Below are 23791 nucleotides of genomic sequence, written 5' to 3'. Positions count from 1 at the left end.
GCGCAGCGTCTCGCAGAGAAGACGCCAAGTACGCCAAGGATAAGAGAAAAAATTGAGAATTGGTAAATTTTACAAATGATCTAGGATTGGTATATATAAGTAAGTCAGTGGAAATAAACATAACTATATTAAGCACTGTAAATTGCCTTGAAACCCTTACCAATGACTAATGACTAATGACAGCCCTTGCCAGTTATATTTAATTACGCCGACCTGCTTAAATGTGTTATGACTAGCGCTATTCCCAAATCAGAAATTATTTATCCCAGCAGCGATGGAGAACCTGTGGCTGAAACTTACGACCATTTGTATGCACTTTTAACCACCCTAGAAGTACTTAGACAATATCTACAAGGTCGTCGCGCCACAGTTCTAGCTAATCAATTCTTATATTACGCCCAAGGCTTTCCCAAATTAAGAGTTGCACCTGATGTCATGGTAATTTATGACATTGAACCAGGGGGAAGAGACAACTACAAAATTTGGGAAGAAAAACAAGTACCAAAAGTAATTTTTGAAATCACCTCAAAAGGAACTCAAGAAGAAGATAAAACCACTAAGAAAAATCTCTATGAAAGCTTAGAAGTAGAAGAATATTGGTTATTCGACCCCAAAGGTGAATGGATTGAACAACAATTACAAGGGTATCGTTTGCGCGGAGATATTTATGAACCAATCACCGATAATTGCAGCCAAATCTTACAACTCCGCCTCGCTGTAGAAGGAAAACTAATTGGCTTTTATCGGTTAGATAATGGCGAAAAATTGTTGGTAAATGATGAATTAATTGCAGCACTCAAACAAGAAACTGATAAACGTATCCAGGCTGAAATACAAGCAGAACAAGAACGCCAACGTGCCGCAGAACTAGAATCCCTACTCTCTCGGTACCGAGAACAGTTTGGCGAACTTCCATAAAATCTCAAATATTAAGAAAACACTTGCATCGTTGAAATCCCAACTTCAGCAAAGTGTCCACCACGCAAAGAAGAACGCAAATCAACATCCTTTGCGTTCCTCTGCGCTGACTTAGCGTACCTTTGCGTTTAAAATGCGTTTAAAACTCCCCCTTAATGATGATGATGGTGATGATGATGTCCATCCAAGTGAGGATTAACCGCCACACCTTCCTCAGCCCGCAACGCGCTAATATGCTCATCAGCCCATTGTGCAACCATCGCCAAAAACTCAGGACAGTCATTCACACAAGCCATTTGCACAAAATCCACACCGGGATGCTTCTTCTCCACAGCATGAATAATATGGTGCACATCCAATAAAGTTTCGTGATTTTCCGTCGCAAAACCTATCGGCATAAAGATTACCACTTTTGCACCCAATTGAATCAAGTTATTAGCTGCTTGCTCCGCATTAGGTAGCGTCCATTCAATTAGGGGAGTGTCATGGTTCAGCCAACCCACAGAAATTAAAGGATAGCGATTAATCAACTTCTCCCTTACCAATTCATACAGCGCTTCACTTTCGCTAATTCCAGAAGTGAAACCCTTCGCCTTATGGGGACAACCGTGATTCATCAGCACAATCCCGATTTGCGAAGGTAGATAAGTAGCTGCTAAATCAGCATTAATCTTTTCCTCTACCAAATGCGCCATCAAATCAATATAGGCTGGCTCGTTGTAGAAAGAAGGAATGTAACGCATTCCTTTAACCCAATGTTCATCACCATCAGCCAACTCAGCTAACGCATTATTTACCTGCTCAATCGCAATCCCGCTAGTAAAGATAGAATCAACCACTAGTAGGGGATAAATTAAGATTTTGTCAAAGCCTTGAGTTTTAATCTCTGCTAAAACTTGTTTCGGTAAAAAAGGCGCGCAGAAGTTAAAAGCCTTGAAAACTTGAACGCCTTCACCCCACTTGGCTTGTAAATTCTTCTCAATTCCAGCGCGTTGCTGTTCAAAGATAGCGTTATGCGGGGAGATAAAATCATGATGCGTGTGTCCCCACTCATGACGGTCAAATAATGCCAACAGCTTGGCTAAAGGTGGGTAAATCCAAGTCGGGACTGGTGCAAATTTTGCTGTCAGTAGATTTAAAGCCTGTTCATTATAGTTAGCGAAATCTTCGTAGCTTTCGACTTCGCCGTAGCCCATCAATAATACGGCTACTCGGTCTTGACGTGATGATTGCTCATGGGTATGTTGTACTTTTTCCGGCGTCGCTACCACAGTGAGTTCCTCAATATAACCAGAATGTAGAGAAGTATCAAAGAAATAACTTGATTATTTCCCAGCTGAGTAAAATAAAATCCCATCCTGGGGGATAGGATAACTACAGATATCATAACGGGGTATTGATTTTCGCACCTCTATCGTGAGGATCTAGACAGAAAAATTTACCTAAATATACTTAAATCAATTAATTAGTATAGATATCTGGGAAGTTAAGTGGAAAACAGGGGCTAGGGATTAGATGCTAGTACAGCATTTCCTTAATTACTAGCCAATCCTCCGCACACCTTTGCGTTTACCTTGGCGCGCCTCTGCGTTAAAAACGATTTTATGCAAAGCTGTAATCAGCTAAATTTGTCTAAAGACGTTGTAATTGCTTAAAATATTAATGTTGCATTGATAACCAGTAAAGGTTTAGCATTGCTAAACGCTAGCTCTGAACCAGAGATTGAAAAAAGATGAACATCATCATTTGCCCTGGAATGCATGAGCGAGAATTAACAGAGAGTTTTATCTCAGGGTGCTTAAATTTAAATTCTGATAGTTTAACTACAAACAAATCAGTAAATATACTAGTCTACCCACAACAGGGTGTACTAACAATATCACCATTGCATATTTTACAATTTTTACACAATTGCTTGGGTGATAAGTTAGAATCGCCCGTAATCTTCATCAGCTTTAGCGCAGGTGTAGTTGGAGCGATGCTGGCTGCCCATTCTTGGCAACTTTTAGGGGGAAAAGTCACAGCTTTTATTGCTATAGATGGATGGGGTGTGCCACTATGGGGTGATTTTCCCATTCATCGGATGAGCCATGATTATTTCACCCATTGGAGTTCGTCTTTATTGGGTAGTGGGAAATATAACTTTTATGCCCAACCAGCAGTTGAACATTTATCTATTTGGCGATCGCCCCAAACCATCCAAGGTTTTGCGGTAAAACCTACTGAGGAATTTTACCCCAAAAGCGATCGCATCAGCGCTGCTGAATTCATACACCTGTTGTTAAGGCAGTATGAAAGCAAATAGTCCGGAAAATAAAGTTGTCCAGCAGGAGTGAGAATATAGGGAAATTTTGCCCACAGAGCGATAAAAATAAGGAGATAGGGGAAGGGAGGACAAGGTAGACAAGGAAGATTTAAAGATTATTTTTTCCCCTTGCCCCCTGCCCCCTGCCCCTGCCCTATACCCCTGCCCCATCTACCCCAGTACCTCTTACTTAGTATCAAATGTTTCCAACAGAACCTGCTGCTGTTAATAACGGGTTTGGCGCACTGCTCAAAAACCGTAATTTTATGCTCCTGTGGATTGGGCAACTGGTTTCCCAGTTAGCAGATAAGGTATTCTTCGTATTGATGATTGCCCTGCTAGAAAACTACCCGCCCCTTCCCGGCTTGGCAGAAAGCTCAATGCACTCCACGCTCATGGTAGTGTTTACCATACCGGCGATTCTTTTCGGTTCGGCAGGAGGTATCTTTGTTGACCTGTGGCCGAAAAAGCTAATTATGGTTGGCTCAGATGTAGTACGTGGTTTATTAACTTTAGCCATTCCGTTTTTACCACGGGAATTTTTGTTTTTATTAATACTTGTATTTGCGATTTCTACGGTAACGCAATTTTTTGCCCCAGCCGAACAAGCTGCTATTCCTCTATTAGTGCGCCCAGAGAATTTAATGGCAGCCAATGCCTTGTTTAGTAGCACGATGATGGGTGCTTTAATAGTGGGCTTCGCTGTGGGAGAGCCGATTTTGAGTTTGTCAAAAGACTTCTTAGGAGAACAGTACGGACAGGAAATAATTGTTACCGGATTATATTTCCTATCAGCTGCCATGATGCAGCCGATTACCATGAGCGAGGATAAAGCCCCAGGAACGCAGCAGGATAAAGGTAAGCCTTGGGCAGAATTAACAGAAAGTTTGCGCTATCTCAAGAAAAATCGTTTAGTCGTCAATGCTATGCTGCAACTAGTAACTTTGTATTGCGTGTTTGCAGCTTTAACAGTACTGACAATTAGATTAGCGGAAGACTTTGGTTTAAAAGAAAAACAATTTGGCTTTTTCTTAGCAGCTGCTGGCGTAGGTATGGTATTAGGTGCCGGAATTTTAGGTCATTGGAGTGTCAAATTGCATGGCAAGCCCTTACCCTTAATCGGATTTATGCTGATGGCGCTGGTGTTAGGGGTGTTTACCTTCACTCACAACTTATTACTCGCACTAGGACTTTGTGCATTATTAGGTGTCGGTGCGGCTTTTATTGGCGTACCTATGCAAACTCTAATTCAACAACAAGCACCTCCCAATATGCATGGTAAAGTGTTTGGTTTTCAAAATCATGCCGTAAATATTGCGCTATCTTTACCCTTGGCAATTACCGGGCCATTAACCGACTTTTTAGGTTTGCGGACTGTACTTATAGCCATGAGTCTCATAGTTGCGACTGTCGGTGTTTGGGCTTGGAAAAATACCCGCCGAGTATTACAAGATGTCATTTAATTGATGCAGTAATTGACTATTGGCTATTCACTGTTGAGCGATGACTGTTGACTGTTGACTGTTGGAGAAAAAAACTCAGAAAGCCGAATAAATCAACAATTAAGTCTTGTATGCAAAAATCCAATTCTAGTTGTATAGTCTTAGCTGATATAAAAAATAGATATTGATGTACAGATTTTATTAAAGTTTTACATTAAAATGAAATCTTAATTACAGAATCCATGCATTAACTTAGCTATTGTCAGAGGTTTGACAGTGCGATCGCCAACCCGAATCAGTCCCCCCCAGACCGAGAATCCTGCCCAGTCTAATACCAGCATTCCAGCCGTCTCGGTAACCCCTACCAGGGCATCCGGCGGTTTTGCTCTCCTAGACAGCCTCCAGCGCCACGGTGTTGAGTATATTTTTGGTTATCCCGGCGGAGCTATTCTGCCGATTTACGATGACCTTTACAAAGTGGAAGCAACTGGTACTATTAAGCACATTCTCGTGCGTCACGAACAAGGTGCTTCCCATGCAGCCGATGGCTATGCCCGCGCTACAGGTAAGGTAGGAGTTTGCTTTGGGACTTCCGGCCCAGGGGCGACGAACTTGGTAACAGGTATCGCCACCGCCTACATGGACTCAATCCCCATGATTGTGGTTACAGGACAAGTACCACGGGCGGCAATTGGTACGGATGCATTCCAAGAAACGGATATTTATGGGATTACCCTACCAGTAGTTAAACACTCTTATGTAGTGCGCGACCCGAAAGATATGGCGCGGATTGTCGCCGAAGCTTTCCACATCGCCAGCACCGGACGCCCCGGCCCGGTTTTAATTGATGTGCCCAAAGATGTAGCTTTAGAAGAATTTGACTATGTACCTATAGAACCAGGTTCTGTAAAATTACGTGGCTATCGTCCGACAGTAAAGGGTAACCCCCGGCAAATTAACGCCGCTATTCAATTAATTCGCGAAAGTAACCGACCATTATTGTATGTCGGTGGCGGTGCGATCGCGGCTGGTGCCCACGAAGAAATTAAAGAACTAGCAGAATTATTTAGCATTCCCGTCACCACCACCCTCATGGGGATTGGTGCTTTTGACGAACATCATCCTCTCGCCTTGGGTATGTTGGGGATGCATGGTACAGCCTACGCTAACTTTGCGGTGACAGATTGCGACTTGTTAATCTGTGTCGGCGCGAGATTTGATGACCGCGTCACCGGCAAATTAGATGAATTTGCTTCCAAAGCGAAAGTCATTCACATCGATATCGACCCCGCCGAAGTTGGTAAAAACCGCATCCCAGATGTGCCCATCGTGGGTGATGTCCGCAATGTTGTAGTTGACTTGTTACGTCGCTGCAAGCAAGCAGGTATCAAGGCGAAACCCAACCAAAACCAAGAATGGTTAACCTTAATTAACCGTTGGCGGGACGAATACCCCTTAATCGTGCCGCAACACCCAGACAGCATCTCACCCCAAGAGGTAATTGTCGAAATCGGTCGCCAAGCACCCAACGCTTTCTACACCACAGATGTCGGTCAGCATCAAATGTGGGCAGCACAATTCCTCAAGAATGGCCCCCGTCGCTGGATTTCTAGCGCTGGTCTAGGCACTATGGGTTTTGGCGTACCCGCCGCTATGGGTGCAAAAGCAGCCTTCCCCGATGAAGAAGTTATCTGTATCAGTGGCGACGCTAGTTTCCAAATGTGTTTGCAAGAATTGGGGACTTTAGCACAATATGGCTTAAATGTCAAGACTGTCATTCTCAACAACGGCTGGCAGGGAATGGTACGCCAGTGGCAGCAAGCCTTTTATGGCGAGCGTTATTCCTGTTCCAACATGGAAGTGGGAATGCCGGATATTGAGTTGTTGACCAAAGCCTATGGTATTAAAGGCATGGTGATTAGCAAGCGCGAAGAACTCGCTGATGCGATCGCCCAAATGCTAGCACACAATGGCCCGGTAGTTGTCGATGTGCGCGTTACCAGAGATGAAAACTGCTATCCAATGGTAGCCCCTGGTAAGAGCAACGCTCAAATGATTGGCTTACCCAAGCAAGCGCCAAAAACTGCTGTCGAACCATTGTATTGCAACCACTGCGGCACTAAAAACCAGCCCACTCATAACTTCTGTTCTGAATGTGGTAATAAACTTTAGGGTGGTCAATAATCAATAGTCAGTTGTTAGAAACGCGATTAATCGCGTCGGTACAATTTTCATTGGTCATTTGTTTGACAAACAAATATCTTTCTAAGCAGGGGATTGTATCCTCTGCGTTTTTTTATGGGAATTAGTATAAACATTTACAATACATCTACCACTAATGACGAAAAATTTGATACAGATTCTAACTCTACAACCTATGCTGAGTCTCACTTTCTTAATTTTGAATTTTGAATTTTGAATTTTGAATTGTTATGGTGTGCATTTGGTGATTTTTTTGGGAATCCTAGATGTCAGGACAAAAGATAGCTATTCCCAACGATCGCAGAAATTTTAAAGGATAATTATGTTTCAACGTAAATTTCCCAATAGAGGAAGCAACAGTTCCGTTGTCTTAGAACCAGAAGTAGCCATCGCCGTTATTGGATTGTTTTCTGCTGCTTCGGATGATGAAGGTGTCAGCAGAACCGAAGAATTTGCTTTGAGTGAAATGCTAGCTGGGATTTCCCAGTTTGAAGACTTCTCAGAGAAAGACTTTGATGAACTAACAGAAAAAGTGTACGATTTGTTAGAAGAAGAAAATCCAGAAGAAGTCATTGAACTAGCGATCGCTTCCTTACCCGATGAAGAATATCGAGAAGCCGCTTATATTACCGCCCTTTTAGTAGTAGGGATTGATGGTGAAGTACCCGAAGGCGAACAGGAATATGTCTCTGAACTGCAAGACGCCTTAAATATTTCCAACCGCCGCGCACAACAGATTATAGACCACATCTTTGGCGAAGATGATGACGAAGAATACGATTACGAAGATTAATTTTTTTGGTGCAAAAAGTTCCCTCTTGAAAGCTGGGTTACCTGAGATGGGGACAAACCATTATATATAAAACTTGCAGAATCAAAAACAGGCTCATGATGGCGTTATCAGCGCTATTATGAGCTTTTTATTGGGAGCATCCCAATTTTGACGCAATACCCTTCTAGGGTATTGCTATACCAACAAAGCCTGCCTTTGCAGGCTAAAAGTTTGATAGCCTACGAAGGCAGGCTTCGTATTTCTAGCCCCACCCTTATAGGGTGAGGGCGTTTTTGCACATTTGGGATGCTCCCTTTTTATTTGACTGTTAATTTTAATAAAAATTATTTTTTATGTCTCTGGCATGGAAAACTAAAATCTTCAAAAATGCACTTTTAATTTATCTGAATCTGCAAAAAGAAGATGAGAGATAGTTAGGGAACATTGTTATACCCTAACGAATCATTGATGTATTGCCAAGATAATTTGAATTGGTATTATTATCAAAAAATATTTTTCAGCAATATTGAATGACTCAAAAATCTACCATTGGCTTAACGCTACTGCTTCTCACTACCCAACTAGGTATTACCCAGCAACCAACTAAAGCCCAAACCCCCACACCAGCACCACCAACTACCACCACAAAACAAATTTGTCCCGCACAACTGGGAAATTCTATAGAGACTATCATCAATCGCCCCTCATTTAATCGCGTGCGCTGGGGAATCTTAATTCAACCTTTGTCATCTGGACAAACTCTCTACAGTCGAGATGCTCAAAAATACTTTACACCAGCTTCTAATACAAAATTACTGACCACTGCTGCCGCATTACAAGAGTTAGGTGCAAACTTTCGCATCCGCACCTCTATTTATCAAAATTCTAATGGAGTCTTGCGTGTTGTGGGTAGAGGAGATCCCAGTTTAGGTGATACTCAATTGCAAGCCTTAGCAAAACAATTAAGACAAAAAGGTATTACCCAAATTCAGCAATTGATTGCTGATGATAGCTATATTCAAGGAGATATAGTTAACCCTACTTGGCAATGGGAAGATGTGCAATCAGATTATGGCGCACCTGTTAGTAGTTTTATTTTAAATGAAAATATTTTTAGCTTTAAACTTACACCACAAGCTTTAGGTAAACCCTTACAAATAGCCTGGACTGATAGCAATGAGGAAAGACGCTGGCGGATTGTTAATCAGTCAACAACTGTGAGCAAAAATCAAACCAATTATATTGATGTTACTCGCGATTTAACAGGTACAGTTCTGCGTATTCAAGGACAGCTAACAGAAAATTCTCAACCTTATTTAGTTACCTTACCTGTAGTCGATCCCAATTATTATTTTTTGCGGCGCTTCCGGACAATTTTAGCAACAGAAAAAATTAGTTTAGGACAAACTTTAGTATTTAATGGTGGCAATAATCAACAAGAAATTGCTGCTATTGATTCGCCTCCTTTATCACAGTTAGTAACAGAGGTAAATGTTAATAGTAATAATTTATATGCCGAAGCATTGCTGCGAGCATTAGCGGTGAAACAACCAAGAGTGCAAAATAAAATTACTGCGAATATTGGTTTAGAAGTTTTAAAGGCAAGTTTAACTAAATTGGGAGTCGATCCGACAAGTTACTCTTTAGTAGATGGCTCTGGTTTATCGCGGCGTAATTTATTATCAGCAGAAGCTTTGGTGCAAACTTTGCGCTTAATGGCGACAACACCAGCAGCTAATATTTATCGTGCATCTTTACCTGTTGCCGGTAAGACTGGTACTTTAAAAAATCGCTTCCGCAACACTCCGGCTGAGGGAATTGTGCAAGCAAAAACAGGGACATTAACTGGTGCAGTTTCTTTAGCTGGATATGTGAATAATGCTAAGTATGAACCTGTAGTTTTTAGTATTATGGTGAATCAAAGCGATCGCCCCGCCAGCGAATTACGCCAAGCTATTGATGAAATTGTGGTGTTATTAGCACAGTTGCAGCGTTGTTAATGCGATCGCATAGGCGAGGGAATAGGGAATAGGGATTTACCAATTTCGGCTTCTGTTTTTCCTCACCTCAGCATCCTACATTGTAGTATACTTAAGTAAAACTGCTGAATCTTCGTATCTTTAACTTTTGATACAAGAATCATGAATAGCAACGATCGCTTCCAGCCAGATGACGACGATATTTCCGCCGATCAACCCTATGAAAAATGTTTGCGAGAACTCCGGGATCTGTTACGCTCCCGTTATCCTTTAGTATTTTTGCGCTCTGCGGAAGAAAATCGGGCTGTCAGATGCGCTATTCGCTCCCACGATGGATGCATAGACGAGCTTAAAATCAAGTCAGGAGAAATTTGCCGTTGGGATAGTAAAACTGGTTTCCAAAAACGTTTATTAGCAAAGCAAGATTCAGCAGCAACCCAGTGGCAACAGTTAGCTAATCCACCAGCAGAAAATACCCATGCGGTAATTCACGCTCTCAATATTTTACAACAACAATTACAAAATTGTGTTATCAAAAATCCCGATATACAACATACTTATATTCTGCCTGATTGGTCGGCTTTAATTCGTACTGATGACTATTTGATTGCCCGTAGACTCAAGGAATTACTATTAGATATTGAAGATAGTAGACCGCGCCCTTATATGACATTAATTGTCATTGGTGCTGACTGGTCAATTCCGCCAATTTTGCGCAATCACGTACATATTCTTGATTTAGCTTTACCCACAGGTAGAGAGCTTTACGATAACGTTTTTAGTCTGGCAGCCGAGAATTATGAATTACAAGAAACAGAGGCTAAACGATTAGCAGAACTGGCTCAAGGTATACCACTACAAGCAGCAATTCAAACCGCAATGTTAGTGACTACGCGCAAGTTGTGGAACCAGCCAGAAGCCACAGGTAAATTATTACTTGAAGTTAAAAAACAAGAAATTAGAAAAACAGGTGTTTTAGAATATTATTCTCCTCAAGGAGACGGGCTAAAAGCTGTTGGCGGACTAGAAAATATTAAAGCTTGGATAGAGAGTCGCAAAATTTGGTTCGAGCAAGATTTAGAACCGCAAATGCGCCCTAGAGCGATTTTACTAGAAGGGTTTCCCGGCTGTGGTAAAACTTTCATCGCCAGAGCGATCGCGCAAGAATGGTGCGTTCCCCAAATCAATTTTGAAATTTCCCGTCTGCAATCTAAATTCGTCGGTGAATCGGAAAGTAACACATATCAAGCTTTACGAGCCATTGAAGCTTCTGCGCCGAATATTCTATTTATGGATGAAATTGAAAAGGCTTTTGCCGGCACGGGAACTGACAGTTCTGGAGTGAGTACCCGTCAATTTGGGACTTTTTTATCATGGTTAAACGATCATCAATATCCTATCTTTTTCATTGCCACTTCTAACGACCGAGACAAGTTACCAGCCGAACTATTTCGTGCAGGTCGTTTCGATGAAATATTTATAGTTATGCCACCCAACACCAAAGAACGAGGAGAAATTATTCAAAAATGTATCCACAGCCATAAATTATCACCCATTGATAACTTTACCTTAGCAGAATTAGTCAAGCAAACAGCAGGTTTTTCTGGGGCTGAATTAGATAAATTAGTTAAAGAAACAAAATATTTAGCAGGTTTTAAAGGTACACTCACTGATAGTAATTGGGAACAGGCTCTAGGAAAAATCAACCCGCAATATCGAACTGAAAAGATGCAAATATTGCTGCAAAAGTATCTCAAAGTTTTGTCAGATGGCGGAGGCTTATCGGCTTCCGTTGATGAACCAGGTTTTTTAAATCAATTAATTTTATAAACATAAATATTTCTTTAAGTAGGGTGGTGCAATTAAACATAACTGGTGGGGGCTGTCATTTGTCAGTAGGGGCGGGTTTATGCGAGATAATCATGCATATTTGAGGATATTTGTGAACCCGCCCTTACAGGGTTTCAAGCAAATTTACGTAAAGTACATAGTTTGGTTTTTCCACCGACTTACTTAAATCTGGAGGTTCCAACAATGAGTGGCACAAAAGCATATACAGTATCAGGTATTGCGCCACTAGCAACCCAAGCATTGTTAGCAGGGGTAGCGGTAGCTGGTTTTACTGTCGCTTCTGGTGTAATGGCGACAGGAACAGCAGTAGTGATGGCGGCGAAAGCGGCGAAAGCCTATCAGGAAAGAATTAAAAGAGAAGCAGAGAAAGCCTTACAGCAAGAAGCAGAAATCCAGCGCCAAATTATAGCAGCGCGACGTTCTTATTCTCAAACTAAGACGATGGTGCAATTACCGCAAATAAATCAAAAGCCAAGGCTAGTAAATACACTGAGTAATAATGATGTAGATTTAATCAAAAAAGATTTACAAATCAAGATTAGAGAACAAAAATCACGGTTACCACGGATAAAAAAAGAGTATCAAAATTTAATTGAAAGCGAATTATTAGATGCAGCCACCGTATTACAAGCTTGGCAAAATGTAGAACAAGCACTGGATAGCTCAGATTTACCAGCAGCCGAAGCATATCTGCAAGCCTTAGATAATGCCCGAATTGAAGCATTTAAACAACTGCGATCGCAACTGCAATCTGCAGCAGAATATGCTCAAACCAGACTAGATGCGATCGCCGAACGGTTACCAAAAGCGATCGCCCAAAACATAGCCAGCACAATTGAACGCATACATCAGCGCGATCGCCCCATCAGGGATGCAGATTTGTTAGCCATTCATCAACAAATTACCACCGCCGAATTACAAATAGATCGCGTTTGGGAAGCCGCAGAAAACTTAGTCAAAGCATGGCAAAACCCAGACGTAGACTATACAGCCAGAATTATTGGTATTGACGATGGCGACGTTGTTGTTGAAATCGAAACCCATGAAAACCAACAAACAGGCGAAGCCGTCAACACAGTCATGCGAGTGCAATTTACCGGACAGCAAATAGACTTAAAAGGCCCCCATGAAGAGACTAGCAACTGCGCAGCCAGAACCGGACAAGCCCTGCAAATATTCCAAGAACAAGGATATTACCTAGAGTGGGATAGCCTAGACGGACAACCCATCCCCGAAGAATACAGACAAATATATTCAGCCCCAGAAACAACCACCTTAGAAATCGAACCACCTCAACGCCGCCCAGAACTAGAGACTTATTAAGGACAAGGAGGACAAGGAGGACAAGGAGGACAAATGACAAATGACCAATGACAAATGACCAATGACAAATGACAAATGACAAATGACCAAACTTCTAAATCTCGCTGCTTGGTTACCTCGTTCTTCCGCTAATGGCCCCGGAACCAGAATGGTGTTATGGGTGCAAGGTTGTCCCTTTCGCTGTCCTGGTTGTCAAAATCCCGACTTTCTCCAATTTCGCCTCAATCAAGTAGTTACTGTTGATGATGTTTGGCAAGTTTTCCAACAACTACCTGATTTAGCTGGCGTTTCCTTCTCCGGTGGCGAACCCTTCGCCCAAGCTGTCGCCTTAGCTGAGTTAGCAAGTCTCGTACAATCTGCTGGTAAAACCGTAGTTTGTTGGACAGGATACCGCTTAGAACAATTAAAATCTGGACAAATTAAAGGCGCAATTCATCTCTTACAATCTATAGATTTATTAATCGATGGTCTTTTCATTCAACAACAGTTAAGTGACGATACCTTGAGAGGTTCCCATAATCAACAACTACACTTTTTATCAGGCAGAATTACCCCAGCAGACTTAAAAAATATTCCCCGTCAAGAATGGATTATTAATGATGCCATTTTGACTTATACAGGGTTTCCAATTCCAGGCGATCGCGTAGAAACAGAAGATAAAATCTTATGAGTGTGATAGTCATTGGTGATAGAGCAGTGGGCAAAAGTAGCATGATTTTAGGATTATGCGAACCATCGACACAAGAAAAATATGTTGTTGTTGATAGCGATGATTGTCGCCGACTACAAGAACAACTTAGCCCCCACGGACAAGTATTGCCCACAGAAAATCCGATTAACTTACATTTCCTTTCCATCTATTTAAGGCTACCCAGACCGCGAGAAATCACAGTGGATTTAATCGATACTCGCGGAGAATTTTGGGGAGATATTAAAGCTACAGACAGTCCGCAAAAGCAATTTCCTAGTGCCTACCAAGACTTTATGGAAAAGATTGCCCAGGCACGTTATATTATGTTACTTTTACATCCCTACCAAGAGTTAGTTAGAGAAGAATATTTAGTTGCAGCAGCCAATTCTCTAGATAAAATCAATAAACAAGATGATTTATATCCCTGTCATGTCTGGGTGAAAAATCTCCAACGAAATTTAGAAATTCTCAAAAATAATTGTCCATCTGCTAAACATTTCTTTATCTGTCTGCACAAAGCAGACCTTTTTTGTAATTACCAAGAAGAAAGTGCAAGATGGCGATATAATCCAGCAGGTAATAATGATTTTGGCACTTATTTAGACAGAATTAGAACCCGCTACTTTGCTGTAGCGAGAGATGTAATTAAAGATTTTAATAAAAATCAAGTTGGCGCTTCTAAATTAAGCTTTTTTATCACTACTAAAAAAGATAGAAACTTATTAGAAATTCCTTGGTTAAGTTTAGGAACCTATTTAAGTGCAGATGCAGAGGTAGGGAGATGAAGGCGAAAACTCTAATTAAATCTATACCCGTACAAATGTGTATTATGGGGCCGAGAGCTTCCGGAAAAACAACTTACCTCGCCTCATTACTCGCCCCTGGATTAAGAGCAAAAAATAGCGGTGCTGTAAAAGCAGGAGGATTAAAAATCCACAAACTAGAAGATATAATTAGCAACTTTATTCAACAAAAAAAAGCCGTTCCCCCCACAGATTTAAACGAAGAATACGATTATCGCTTTGAGATTGCAATTGAGAATGCTAAACGCTTTCGTCAAGCCCACAAAATCCAACTTAGCGCCAAGGATCTTTCCGGAGAGCGGTTTGACAGAATTTTTCAGGCTCATATTAACCCTGCAAGCCTCAAATCTCCCCAAGAACAAAAACAACTAGCGGAAGATGTTCAAGACTTTCTCAGTCAATGTTTCACCATGAATCGCTGGATGTTTATGTTAACAGAATGGCAAACGGGGAAAGACGAAGAATATTTTAAAGTTTTTCAATGGTTGTGCGATCGCATCGATGAAAATAGTAAATTAAGGTCTATTCAAACTCTCAGAGTCGCTGTAGTCATGGCTAAATGCGAACGCGGCGAAATTTGGGGAGGGCGTCTCGATCCAGAAGCAGATTTATTTAAGATTAGATTACATAAAACTTATAATTTATTAAAAAATCGTTTAAAGAAAAAAGTTAACTTTTTCGCTTGTTCTGCCTATGGCATATTAGGCAAATACGATCCTCGTCCCAATCGATTTTATACTGAAGATGATGGTACTCATGCCGAGTATCGCGCTCGCCTGCGAGACTTTGATAATTGGCATCCTTATGGCGTAATTGAACCAATTTACTGGTTGGGTACAGGAGAAAATCTACACAATGAATTTCTTTAAATTTTTTAACATCTTCAATTCTGCTCCCATTAACCTACCAGGCGGTGATATCCGCATGATTGGCGCGCGTGATGTCGGTAAAACATCTTATCTCGCCGCCTTATCTATTTGTTGGGAAGCTCAGAACTATTTAGAAGGGCGAATTATGTCTGTAGATCCCTACGGCTATGGTGCGCAATATGTCCAAAATAATGCCGAGAATGTCTTAAAAAATGGGCTAGTAATTTCTGCTAGCGAATATGCAGATTCCTGTAAATTTTCCATCAAGCTGAAGCCCAGATTTTTCTTAAATCCAATTGCCACAATTCAAAATAAACCCCTCAGATTAAATATATCTATTACAGCACCCACAGGCGAATTAATTGAAAACTTAATTGCTGGTAACGTCAGCGAAGATGCAATTAATGATTGTGCTTCTGTAGTCGGTTTAATGCTCGTACTTGATAGCACTACACCCAAAAGAGATAAAGATTATGCCCAAGCAATTACTAACTTACAAAAAGAACTCAATAACATTATCGGCACACAAAAAAATCGCCGCAGATTAAGCAGACATCGCATCGCTATTGTGTTTACCAAAGGCGAACAAAATGATGTTTATCGCTACAAACCTCAAGAATTTGCCGAACTTAAATTTGCTCGAACTTTCGCTATATTACAAAATTGGCAACAAAGTTGGGGTTGTTCTCTCAACTTTTTTATGTGTTCTGCATTTGGCTTTATTGGTGATACACTTCAACCCAATTGTCGCCCAATTCAGGGAAGTAAAGCATATACTCTCAGCAAACCCGACGCTTGGCAAGCTTTTGGTTTAGTTGCTCCTATCTATTGGTTGCAAACAGGTAAAGACGATCGTCAATTGCGATAACCATATTAGAGGTTAAATTATGTCTACTTTTAATATCCTCAGTGGAGAAGTGGAAATATACGAATTTTCTCGCGGTTTTACTGAAGTATTGGAAAATGAACGGTGGATTTCTGGCGGTTTTGGTAATGCTATCGATCGTTCTAATTATAATGAAGAAATACCTAGTCCTATTCGCCAGTTTATTAACAATAACCAAAATATTTTTGGGATTCCCACTGGTTTTGCACCTGCGGAGGAGCAAGTAGCTTTAATTGCGCGGGTTATCGATAATCGTTACTGTGTTTTAGCAGTTGCTAATTCTTTAGGTAAAGATAATAGAGGTAGGGATGGAGTTGTGGGCTATCGCTACTTTTGGCTAGACACATATTCAATGATTAACCAACATTTACCAGCAATGGATGGTGTCGCCACTTTACTCAATTGGTGGAGCAAGAATCCCTTGGTATTTGACATGAACCCGGAGTCTTTTACAGGAGAAGAGTTAGTTTGTAAAGAATATATAGAAGATACTGAAAATTATCATCCAGAACAACCACAAGATTATCCTGTTTATCCCCAGATTCTCACCATAGCTGATTATCAGAGCGATCGCCTCATAGAATTACATTATCAAGCTGCGCAAACAGCAAAAAAAATGGGAATTCCCCTAGCATGGGCTTGGAATGTGCGCAAATTAAATTTTCCTTCCATGTATATAGCTATTTGGTGTGAAAATGAAGCCGCTAAACAAACTATTGAACGTGAATTAGCTAGGAATGATGTGGGTGATGCTGAAGTCAATCCTGCACCTATACAAATAGTTCAAAGAGTAGATAAAGATTATTTAACTAGAGATGAAAAATCAATTGAAAAAATATTAGATGACTTGATATCGGCTAATTATGAGAAAATAATTACTGAAAAAGTCCAAGCGCTAGTGGAAATATTGTGTAATGCAACAGATTTAGATTGGAATAAATTTTTTGTTGACGAAAATCAACATATCAAACATCTTCAGCAAGATGAAAATCCCATAATTGAGTCTGTGAAATATTATGCGCTAATGCCGATTTTAGTTCCTGATAGAATTGGAGAATGGTTAGCTTGGTTGCGCAAATCAAATAATCAAGAATATATTAAAGCTTCCTGCAAAACTCAAAATTTATTAATTAAATACTGTCATGAGCAACAAAAACATGTTTTGGTAAAGCAAATTTATGATGGAATTTCATTTTTGTTTTATCAAATACTTAAAAGAGATATTAATACTTATCATAATTCTCGATGGTTGTTAGCAGAAAATCGCAACAATGTTTGGGCAGAATTAATTAACCCATATGTTAAAGACTATTTAATTTATATAGAGAGAAAATGTACTATTACCACTGAGATTACAGAAGAATTTGGCGGAGAGATTACAAACCATATTTTTAGCGGATTAGCGAATATGTTGATGAATTATCAGCCAAAACCAAATCAAAATCGAATTGGGGATATTCTTTCGGGAAAAAAAGCCAATATTAATCATTTGGGGCTGAATAATCTAGCTAATTTACTCCAGGAAATAGCGCAAACGGAACTGAATCCAATTAGATATTTATTTAATCAGTACGATCGAAAAATTTTGAATGTGAATTTATTATCAGCAATTTTCTATCAATATAGTGAAGATAGCATTCCATCACCTGTTTTTTCTAAGCTAAATCCATTTCATAAAGGCACAATTAGAACAATCTTGCGAATTCCAGAACCTCAAGAAAGAGGACATAGTTTGAAAATATGGAGAAATCGTCTGTTAGTGCTTCTTGTTATCTTAAGTATGCCAACTTTATTACTTTATGCTTATTTAAATTTATCAAACTACATATTGCAAAATTTGTCAGGTTCATCAAACCTATCTTTAGAAGAAATTATTGAAAGTTGTAAAAATATAGATACTAATAATAGTAGTACTGAGTCATCAGAACAAGAGCTAAAAAAATGTGAATTGCAACTTCAGAAAATTGTTAACGAAAAAATCAATGTAATTAATGGCCTAAATAAACAGCAAATAACTGATGAGGAAAAAAGCCAGATTAGAAATAGCGAAATATATTCTGATGTCGCGAATATGTTTATTTATCCAAGAGTGTATTTACACAGTAGTTATCCAGAAAAAGACCAATATGTTTTAGAGATTATGAATTACTTCCAATTATCTTTTAAACAAAAAAAATCTTATCAACAAATTTTACCACCTCTAGAAAAATGTGCAATTAAAACGCAAATAGAAGATTTTCAAGCTTGTTTACAAAATTTAGATAACAAATAATTAAAGAGGTAGCATGTGAGACTAGAAAGACTGATACTATATATTTTATCGGGTATTATTGCTGCCTTGCTCAGTTGGAATTTTAGTCAAATGATTTTGAGAATAGTGCGAATTCTCAGTAGCGGTACTCTACCATTTAGACCAGACTTTATTTTATTACCTGTGCTAGCATTTTTCTTCGCTATTACTATGGTAGCGACAGAAATATTCCTCAGCAACCCTACCCGATATCGCAATAATTTTCAGACATTACGCAGCTATTTTATCAAAACTATCTTATGGAGTTTTATCGCTGGTATTGTTGCAGCATTTTCTACGGTTATTTTATACGAATTTACGCCCTTATCAGCCACAAATATCAAACGGGTTGCTTGGTGTATTGTGGGATTATGTACGGGAATTTGCGAAGGTTTAAGCTGGCGATCGCGCAGTATTGAAGGCTTAACCGAACGGGGAAATCAAAGGATTAAAAATACTATTATTTTTGGGAGTATTGCAGGGTTTAGCGCGGCTTTAATTATCGAAAAGTTACTTACTCACAACAGTTTACCCCAGGAATATCACGAACCATTTGGTTTTTTAACCTTTGGCTTGATTTTGGGAACATTTCTCTGCTTTGCTACTTCCCCAACTTCTCAAGTCGCGTTACGCGCAGGTGAAGGATTAGAATCTATTAATCCCCAGGTAATCAAAGAAGAAATACTCACTGGAGTAATACGCGATCGCCCTAAATTAAAACCCAAGGGTGGATTTCAATTTGTGATTGAACCAGATAACACAGGAGTAAACGCCAAAGAACCCGATGTCATTGAAGAAGGGTTATCAATTCAATTACCTGCGGGGAGAATTATTACAATTGGTGGTAGCACTGACGATGATATTTATCTCCCCAAAATACCTCCCCAATGTGCAGTAATTCAAGTCAAAATTCCCTACGCTGAAATTACTTGTCATCATCAAAGCGTGGTAGAAATTTATCCTCAACCGAAAAAGAAATCTTCAGATTCTAAATACAATCTTTGGCATAATCAAGTTATCACCTTTAAAAATCCCGATGGTGAAGAATTTTATCGCTTTGTGTTTTACGATCGCTTCCTCGATCCGCAATAACAAACTGGGGTTATTAGCTATGCTTTTAACCTGGATACCTACACCTTTGTTAGCTGCTAATGGTTCGGTAGAAATTCTCAATTATCAAACCGATGGCGATCGCGTAATTTTGAAGGTAAGAGTATTAGATCAAGAAAATCAGCCTGTTTCTAGCCTCAAGCGCGATAATTTTCAAATTAAAACCATAGATGAACAGGGTAAAACTGCGAGTTTCCCTGTCACTCAAGTCATCTCACCAGAACTTGCACAACCAGATCCTGCCAAAATTGTAATTTTACTGGATATGAGTGGCAGTATGCAGCAACGAGATGCAAACAAAGTCAGAAAACTTAATGGTGCAACCCAAGCAATTAGAGAAATTTTACAACAACTCAGAAAGCAAAATTTACCTTATGAAATTGCCATTGTACCTTTTGGCTTTTCCATATCCGAACAAAATTGTGCCCTAGTTTATGATGTCAGCCAAAACAAAATTCAAAATAGTTTTCGCGATATCAAAGATACTAAACTGGACAATGAAATTAATCAACTAGCCGCGCAAAATGTCTGTGCTGCAACTAATCTTTATCAACCAGTCGCAGAAGCTGTAAAGTTTTTAGGTACTGGGGGAAATTCACCACAAAATCAAGACAAAATAAAACCTCGACTAGCAGTAATTTTACTATCAGATGGCTACCATGTAGTTAATCGTCCTCAAGAATCGCAGCAGTTTGAGAGCTTGAGAAAGACTTTACAACAATATAGTACCAAAGTAACAGTTCATACCCTGGGCTACGGAGAAAATTTACAAGAATTACGCGATCGCACTAAATGTCCCCTTAAAGATAATGAATTAACCGTTAATCAAGTTAGCAGTATATGTAAAATACCCAAACTCAAACCAGAAGAATTTATCTTTGAAGCTATGCAATTAATAGCCGGAAAAGATAATCAATATGCTCCACCTACTACTGATATCAATACATTTATTGTAGATGAGCAAAGACTCAATGATATTGCTAAAGCTACCGGCGGATTATATAAATTCTCCAAAAATTCTCAGGATGTCGCCAATAGTTTAATTACCTTCTTTAAAACCCTGCGAGAGTATGAAGTAACCTATAAACAAACAGATGCGCAACAAGCTACACAATATAAAACTATCGTCACAGTTACTTCACCAGAACGAAATTTTAAATTTTCTTCCCCACAAAAGCAAATTCGACTCAACAATATCGGGTTTCAAGCTGCACTTTCTTGGCATAATTATTTAATTATCATCGCCATGACTTTCGCCTTTGCTCTCGCATGGTTTATTATCTTCTGGCGATGGACTAGTCAACTTAGATCTGATTCAGAACGTGCTATTAATAATTAAGGTGGAGTTAATAGTCAATAGTCAATAGTCAATAGTCAATAGTCAATAGTCAATAGTCAATAGTCAATAGTCAATAGTCAGTAGGGGCGGGTTTATTGAGAATTATCGTTAATCAGTGATGATATTTGTGAACCCGCCCGTACAGTTGTCAATAGTCAATAGCCAAAACCGATATTATTTACAACTAAAATAGGATTGCTATATATTATTAATTTTGAATCCGTGAGCATTGCAGTAATCGTTAAAAGATATTAATATTTCTTTCTCTTCAGCAAGAGATTGTTTGAGGATATTCAAACTACTGTATCTAGTCTCACCCTTGGTATTTGTATTAGATGGTTTGAGAATATTTGAGCCAGCATAATTATATGTTTTATACAAGCTAATCAAGTGCTTTTGAAAATTTACCAGGAATTTGTCATTAAATACTGGTTGATTTTCGATTGCTGCTGCTGATTTTGTCGCAATTTTAATAAATTGTAAAAGACTATCTCTATCAAACTGATTAATCTGTTTGAATTTCTGATTTTCATCCACAACAGTTTGCAGCACTTGGGTAAATCTTTGACACTGATCGCGCGTACTCTCGACTTGAGCGCCGCAACTAGATAATATAACAGTATTGGCTATAAAAATGACCGAGTAAAGATATTGCCATTTAAATTTAAACATGGCAGTAATTATCACTAATTATCTTGGTTTAATTTTATGCTAAAAGCAATAACCGTTTCAAGGTATAATTAAGTAAACTTTAATTGACAATAAATCATCAAAATGCCTGAGTACACTTTAATCATTCGAGATATTCTGGCAGGAAATAAGGAAGTAATTATAGACTCAATAGTTTTGTCAGGGCTTTATGAGCAACATCCACAAGACTTTTTTGCATCTCAAACTGCGGTAGGGTTAGCTAATCGAGAAAGATTACGCCAGAATTTACAAGAAAAACTGGCAAGATCTGCAATTGGCAATGAGATTTTAGATTATATTATTGCTGAATGGTGTCAAGGAATCAAGGAACATTATAAAAGACGTTTTATTTTAGCTGTAGAGATATCATATAGCCAATCATCTGCTGTAAATAGCCAGATTTCCAGCAATAATCCACAGCAGATAAATACATCTGTCTCAAATATCAAAGTTGTGGATCGCAAAAAAGCTAAGACTTCCTCTGCGATGCAAAAGCCAGAGGTAGATAAGCAAGATAATAACTCTACATCTGCTTCAGAGTCAGCGACAGAAACGGAAGCACAAATTAGTTCTCGCGCTGCTACAGATAAATGGAGTTTAGATTAGATTATCAGCCAAAAATACTAGAGCGATCGCATTTTTTAATAACTACGTATAATGACAAATGACAAATGACAAATGACCTTGGGAGCATCCCAATTTTGACGCAATACCCTAGAAGGGTATTGCTATACCAACAAAGCCTGCCTTCGCAGGCTATCAAACTTTTAGCCTGCGAAGGCAGGCTTCGTATTTCTAGCCCCACCCTTATAGGGTGAGGGCGTTTTTGCACATTTGGGATGCTCCCATGACCTTAAATTACACCGACCTATTTTAATAGATAATTAAAGTCTCACTCTTCACTAAATTTTATGGGTTTTAATTCCGCATTGTATACAGTCATCGCTAATCGTATCGCTACAAGTCCCGAAAGGCGAATTACTTTTGCTGAATATATGGATACAGTTTTATACCATCCCGAACATGGTTACTATTCCAGTCAAGCAGATAAACTAGGTTTTAAAGGTGGTGACTTTTTTACATCTGTGCATTTGGGTAATGACTTTGGCGAATTACTAGCAGTACAATTTCTGCAAATGTGGGAAATTTTAGGAAAACCAGAAAGCTTTGATTTAGTAGAAATGGGAGCAGGGCAAGGACTTTTAGCATCGCATATTCTTAATTATTATCAACAGCATCACCCAGAATTTTTAGCGGTACTGAAATATTTAATTATTGAAAAATCACCCACGCTTAAACAAGAACAACAGCAACGCTTACAAAATTTCTCCGTGCAATGGTGCAATTTAGCAGACATAGCATCTAATTCCATTACAGGTTGCTTTTTTTCTAATGAATTAGTCGATGCTTTCCCAGTGCATCAGTTTATTTTTGAGGCGGGGGAGTTGCAAGAGGTTTATGTGACAACGCACGGTGAGGGGGATGAGGGGGACAAGGGGGGAGGATTTGTAGAAGTTACAGGGGAATTGTCTACCCCCAGGTTGGCGGAATATTGGGATTTGGTGGGCATTGATTTGCGCCAGAATAATTACCCCGATGGGTATCGAAGTGAAATTAATTTAGCGGCTTTAGACTGGTTGAGTATAGTGGCAGACCGCTTGCGGTGCGGGTATGTGTTAACAATTGATTATGGCTACCCTGCCAGCCGTTACTATAACCCCAGGCGATCGCAAGGAACCTTACAGTGCTATTATCAGCATCGCCACCATGACAACCCTTATGTCAACATAGGAGCGCAGGATATTACAGCCCATGTTGATTTTACCGCTTTGGAACGATGGGGCGATCGCTGCGGATTAGATAAAGTAGGTTTTACTCAACAGGGATTATTTTTAATGGCATTAGGGTTGGGAAACCGGATTTCTGCCCTTTCCGAGCAAGAAAAGTCCATTTCTCAATTATTGCGGCGGCGAGAATCTCTCCACGAACTGCTCAACCCTTTAGGATTAGGCGGCTTTGGGGTGTTAGTTCAAAGCAAAGGCTTAACAGAAACAGAAATTTCTCAACCGCTAACAGGCTTAATTGTGCCAGAGTAAAAGTAGGCTAAAAGTTAAAACTCTATTAATGCTGTACTAGTCTCAGTTGACTAAGGTAACACTGTAACAGTGACAACTAAAAACCTAAGGAAACGAGGAATTATGAATACCCATGATTTGTTAATGCTAGTGACACTACTTGCCCCCGGTATCTTACTATCTGTTGTCATTTTGGTGACATTTGCCGCAGGTGGCTAGTTAAAAGAAGGCAGGAGGTGAGCCACT

The 23791-nt window shown here is 39.6% G+C and carries 19 protein-coding genes; 17 read left to right on the top strand and 2 right to left on the bottom strand.

Annotated elements, in window-relative coordinates:
- Positions 1–228: 228 nt before the first annotated feature.
- Positions 229–918 carry a Uma2 family endonuclease gene (locus tag H6G08_RS04680; RefSeq protein ID WP_190539162.1) on the top strand — a complete coding sequence of 230 codons (690 nt, stop codon included), beginning with the start codon at positions 229–231 and terminating at the stop codon, positions 916–918.
- A gap of 152 nt (positions 919–1070) precedes the next feature.
- Here H6G08_RS04680 and H6G08_RS04675 read toward each other — a convergent pair whose 3' ends face one another.
- Positions 1071–2189: a ferrochelatase gene (locus tag H6G08_RS04675; RefSeq protein ID WP_190539160.1), complete on the bottom strand. Its 1119-nt coding sequence runs from the start codon at positions 2187–2189 to the stop codon at positions 1071–1073.
- Between the two features lie 461 nt (positions 2190–2650).
- Here H6G08_RS04675 and H6G08_RS04670 point away from each other — a divergent pair, with 461 nt between their 5' ends.
- The 14 genes from H6G08_RS04670 (at position 2651) to H6G08_RS04605 (ending at position 20780) form a co-directional block, all read left to right on the top strand.
- Positions 2651–3223, top strand: coding sequence for a hypothetical protein (locus tag H6G08_RS04670; RefSeq protein WP_190539158.1), 573 nt, complete (start codon positions 2651–2653; stop codon positions 3221–3223).
- Positions 3224–3423: 200 nt separating this feature from the next.
- A complete protein-coding gene (locus tag H6G08_RS04665; RefSeq protein ID WP_190539157.1) occupies positions 3424–4686 on the top strand; it encodes an MFS transporter in 1263 nt (420 codons plus the stop codon).
- Between the two features lie 255 nt (positions 4687–4941).
- Complete coding sequence (ilvB, locus tag H6G08_RS04660; protein WP_390625558.1) at positions 4942–6837, top strand: biosynthetic-type acetolactate synthase large subunit; 1896 nt, start codon at positions 4942–4944, stop codon at positions 6835–6837.
- 352 nt (positions 6838–7189) lie between these two features.
- Positions 7190–7660 carry a tellurite resistance TerB family protein gene (locus H6G08_RS04655; protein WP_190539153.1) on the top strand — a complete coding sequence of 157 codons (471 nt, stop codon included), beginning with the start codon at positions 7190–7192 and terminating at the stop codon, positions 7658–7660.
- Between the two features lie 509 nt (positions 7661–8169).
- Positions 8170–9639, top strand: coding sequence for a D-alanyl-D-alanine carboxypeptidase/D-alanyl-D-alanine endopeptidase (gene dacB / locus H6G08_RS04650; RefSeq protein ID WP_190539151.1), 1470 nt, complete (start codon positions 8170–8172; stop codon positions 9637–9639).
- Between the two features lie 141 nt (positions 9640–9780).
- The gene (locus H6G08_RS04645) at positions 9781–11448 is read left to right on the top strand and encodes an AAA family ATPase (RefSeq protein WP_190539149.1); all 1668 of its coding nucleotides are present in this window, start codon (positions 9781–9783) and stop codon (positions 11446–11448) included.
- A 204-nt stretch (positions 11449–11652) separates the two neighbouring features.
- Positions 11653–12792, top strand: coding sequence for a hypothetical protein (locus tag H6G08_RS04640; RefSeq protein WP_190539146.1), 1140 nt, complete (start codon positions 11653–11655; stop codon positions 12790–12792).
- Positions 12793–12874: 82 nt separating this feature from the next.
- Positions 12875–13462, top strand: coding sequence for a 4Fe-4S single cluster domain-containing protein (locus H6G08_RS04635; RefSeq protein ID WP_190539144.1), 588 nt, complete (start codon positions 12875–12877; stop codon positions 13460–13462).
- A complete protein-coding gene (locus H6G08_RS04630) occupies positions 13459–14268 on the top strand; it encodes a hypothetical protein (RefSeq protein WP_190539142.1) in 810 nt (269 codons plus the stop codon). Before H6G08_RS04635 ends, H6G08_RS04630 begins: the two co-directional genes overlap by 4 nt.
- Positions 14265–15155 carry a TRAFAC clade GTPase domain-containing protein gene (locus H6G08_RS04625; protein ID WP_190539140.1) on the top strand — a complete coding sequence of 297 codons (891 nt, stop codon included), beginning with the start codon at positions 14265–14267 and terminating at the stop codon, positions 15153–15155. Before H6G08_RS04630 ends, H6G08_RS04625 begins: the two co-directional genes overlap by 4 nt.
- Positions 15142–16023, top strand: a complete 882-nt coding sequence (locus tag H6G08_RS04620) for a hypothetical protein (RefSeq protein ID WP_190539138.1) — start codon at positions 15142–15144, stop codon at positions 16021–16023. The genes H6G08_RS04625 and H6G08_RS04620 overlap by 14 nt, the downstream gene beginning before the upstream one ends.
- Positions 16024–16042: 19 nt before the next feature.
- On the top strand, positions 16043–18313 hold the full coding sequence (locus H6G08_RS04615) for a hypothetical protein (RefSeq protein WP_190539136.1): 2271 nt from the start codon (positions 16043–16045) through the stop codon (positions 18311–18313).
- Between the two features lie 15 nt (positions 18314–18328).
- A complete protein-coding gene (locus tag H6G08_RS04610; RefSeq protein WP_190539135.1) occupies positions 18329–19423 on the top strand; it encodes a hypothetical protein in 1095 nt (364 codons plus the stop codon).
- The gene (locus tag H6G08_RS04605) at positions 19368–20780 is read left to right on the top strand and encodes a vWA domain-containing protein (protein WP_190539133.1); all 1413 of its coding nucleotides are present in this window, start codon (positions 19368–19370) and stop codon (positions 20778–20780) included. Before H6G08_RS04610 ends, H6G08_RS04605 begins: the two co-directional genes overlap by 56 nt.
- A 198-nt stretch (positions 20781–20978) precedes the next feature.
- On the opposite strand, the gene H6G08_RS04600 is transcribed toward H6G08_RS04605, so the two are convergent.
- Complete coding sequence (locus tag H6G08_RS04600) at positions 20979–21452, bottom strand: hypothetical protein (RefSeq protein WP_190539131.1); 474 nt, start codon at positions 21450–21452, stop codon at positions 20979–20981.
- Between the two features lie 102 nt (positions 21453–21554).
- Between H6G08_RS04600 and H6G08_RS04595 the strand changes: the two genes are divergently transcribed.
- Both H6G08_RS04595 and H6G08_RS04590 read left to right on the top strand, forming a co-directional pair.
- Complete coding sequence (locus tag H6G08_RS04595; RefSeq protein ID WP_190539128.1) at positions 21555–22076, top strand: hypothetical protein; 522 nt, start codon at positions 21555–21557, stop codon at positions 22074–22076.
- A gap of 305 nt (positions 22077–22381) precedes the next feature.
- The gene (locus H6G08_RS04590; protein ID WP_190539126.1) at positions 22382–23566 is read left to right on the top strand and encodes a class I SAM-dependent methyltransferase; all 1185 of its coding nucleotides are present in this window, start codon (positions 22382–22384) and stop codon (positions 23564–23566) included.
- Positions 23567–23791: the final 225 nt, after the last annotated feature.

It is taken from the genome of Calothrix anomala FACHB-343, assembly GCF_014696435.1.
Taxonomy (GTDB): Bacteria; Cyanobacteriota; Cyanobacteriia; order Cyanobacteriales; family Nostocaceae; genus Aulosira; species Aulosira anomala_A.
The sequence above is the reverse complement of the archived record's forward strand: the minus strand, read 5'-3'. Positions and strand labels throughout refer to the sequence as shown.

Bases quoted from the DNA above. Each gene is read 5' to 3' on its own strand.
- H6G08_RS04680 (WP_190539162.1), top strand. From the start codon at position 229: ATGACTAGCGCTATTCCCAAATCAGAAATTATTTATCCCAGCAGCGAT.
- H6G08_RS04670 (WP_190539158.1), top strand. From the start codon at position 2,651: ATGAACATCATCATTTGCCCTGGAATGCATGAGCGAGAATTAACAGAG.
- H6G08_RS04665 (WP_190539157.1), top strand. From the start codon at position 3,424: ATGTTTCCAACAGAACCTGCTGCTGTTAATAACGGGTTTGGCGCACTG.
- H6G08_RS04655 (WP_190539153.1), top strand. From the start codon at position 7,190: ATGTTTCAACGTAAATTTCCCAATAGAGGAAGCAACAGTTCCGTTGTC.
- dacB (WP_190539151.1), top strand. From the start codon at position 8,170: ATGACTCAAAAATCTACCATTGGCTTAACGCTACTGCTTCTCACTACC.
- H6G08_RS04645 (WP_190539149.1), top strand. From the start codon at position 9,781: ATGAATAGCAACGATCGCTTCCAGCCAGATGACGACGATATTTCCGCC.
- H6G08_RS04640 (WP_190539146.1), top strand. From the start codon at position 11,653: ATGAGTGGCACAAAAGCATATACAGTATCAGGTATTGCGCCACTAGCA.
- H6G08_RS04635 (WP_190539144.1), top strand. From the start codon at position 12,875: ATGACCAAACTTCTAAATCTCGCTGCTTGGTTACCTCGTTCTTCCGCT.
- H6G08_RS04630 (WP_190539142.1), top strand. From the start codon at position 13,459: ATGAGTGTGATAGTCATTGGTGATAGAGCAGTGGGCAAAAGTAGCATG.
- H6G08_RS04625 (WP_190539140.1), top strand. From the start codon at position 14,265: ATGAAGGCGAAAACTCTAATTAAATCTATACCCGTACAAATGTGTATT.
- H6G08_RS04620 (WP_190539138.1), top strand. From the start codon at position 15,142: ATGAATTTCTTTAAATTTTTTAACATCTTCAATTCTGCTCCCATTAAC.
- H6G08_RS04615 (WP_190539136.1), top strand. From the start codon at position 16,043: ATGTCTACTTTTAATATCCTCAGTGGAGAAGTGGAAATATACGAATTT.
- H6G08_RS04605 (WP_190539133.1), top strand. From the start codon at position 19,368: ATGGTGAAGAATTTTATCGCTTTGTGTTTTACGATCGCTTCCTCGATC.
- H6G08_RS04600 (WP_190539131.1), bottom strand. From the start codon at position 21,452: ATGTTTAAATTTAAATGGCAATATCTTTACTCGGTCATTTTTATAGCC.
- H6G08_RS04595 (WP_190539128.1), top strand. From the start codon at position 21,555: ATGCCTGAGTACACTTTAATCATTCGAGATATTCTGGCAGGAAATAAG.
- H6G08_RS04590 (WP_190539126.1), top strand. From the start codon at position 22,382: ATGGGTTTTAATTCCGCATTGTATACAGTCATCGCTAATCGTATCGCT.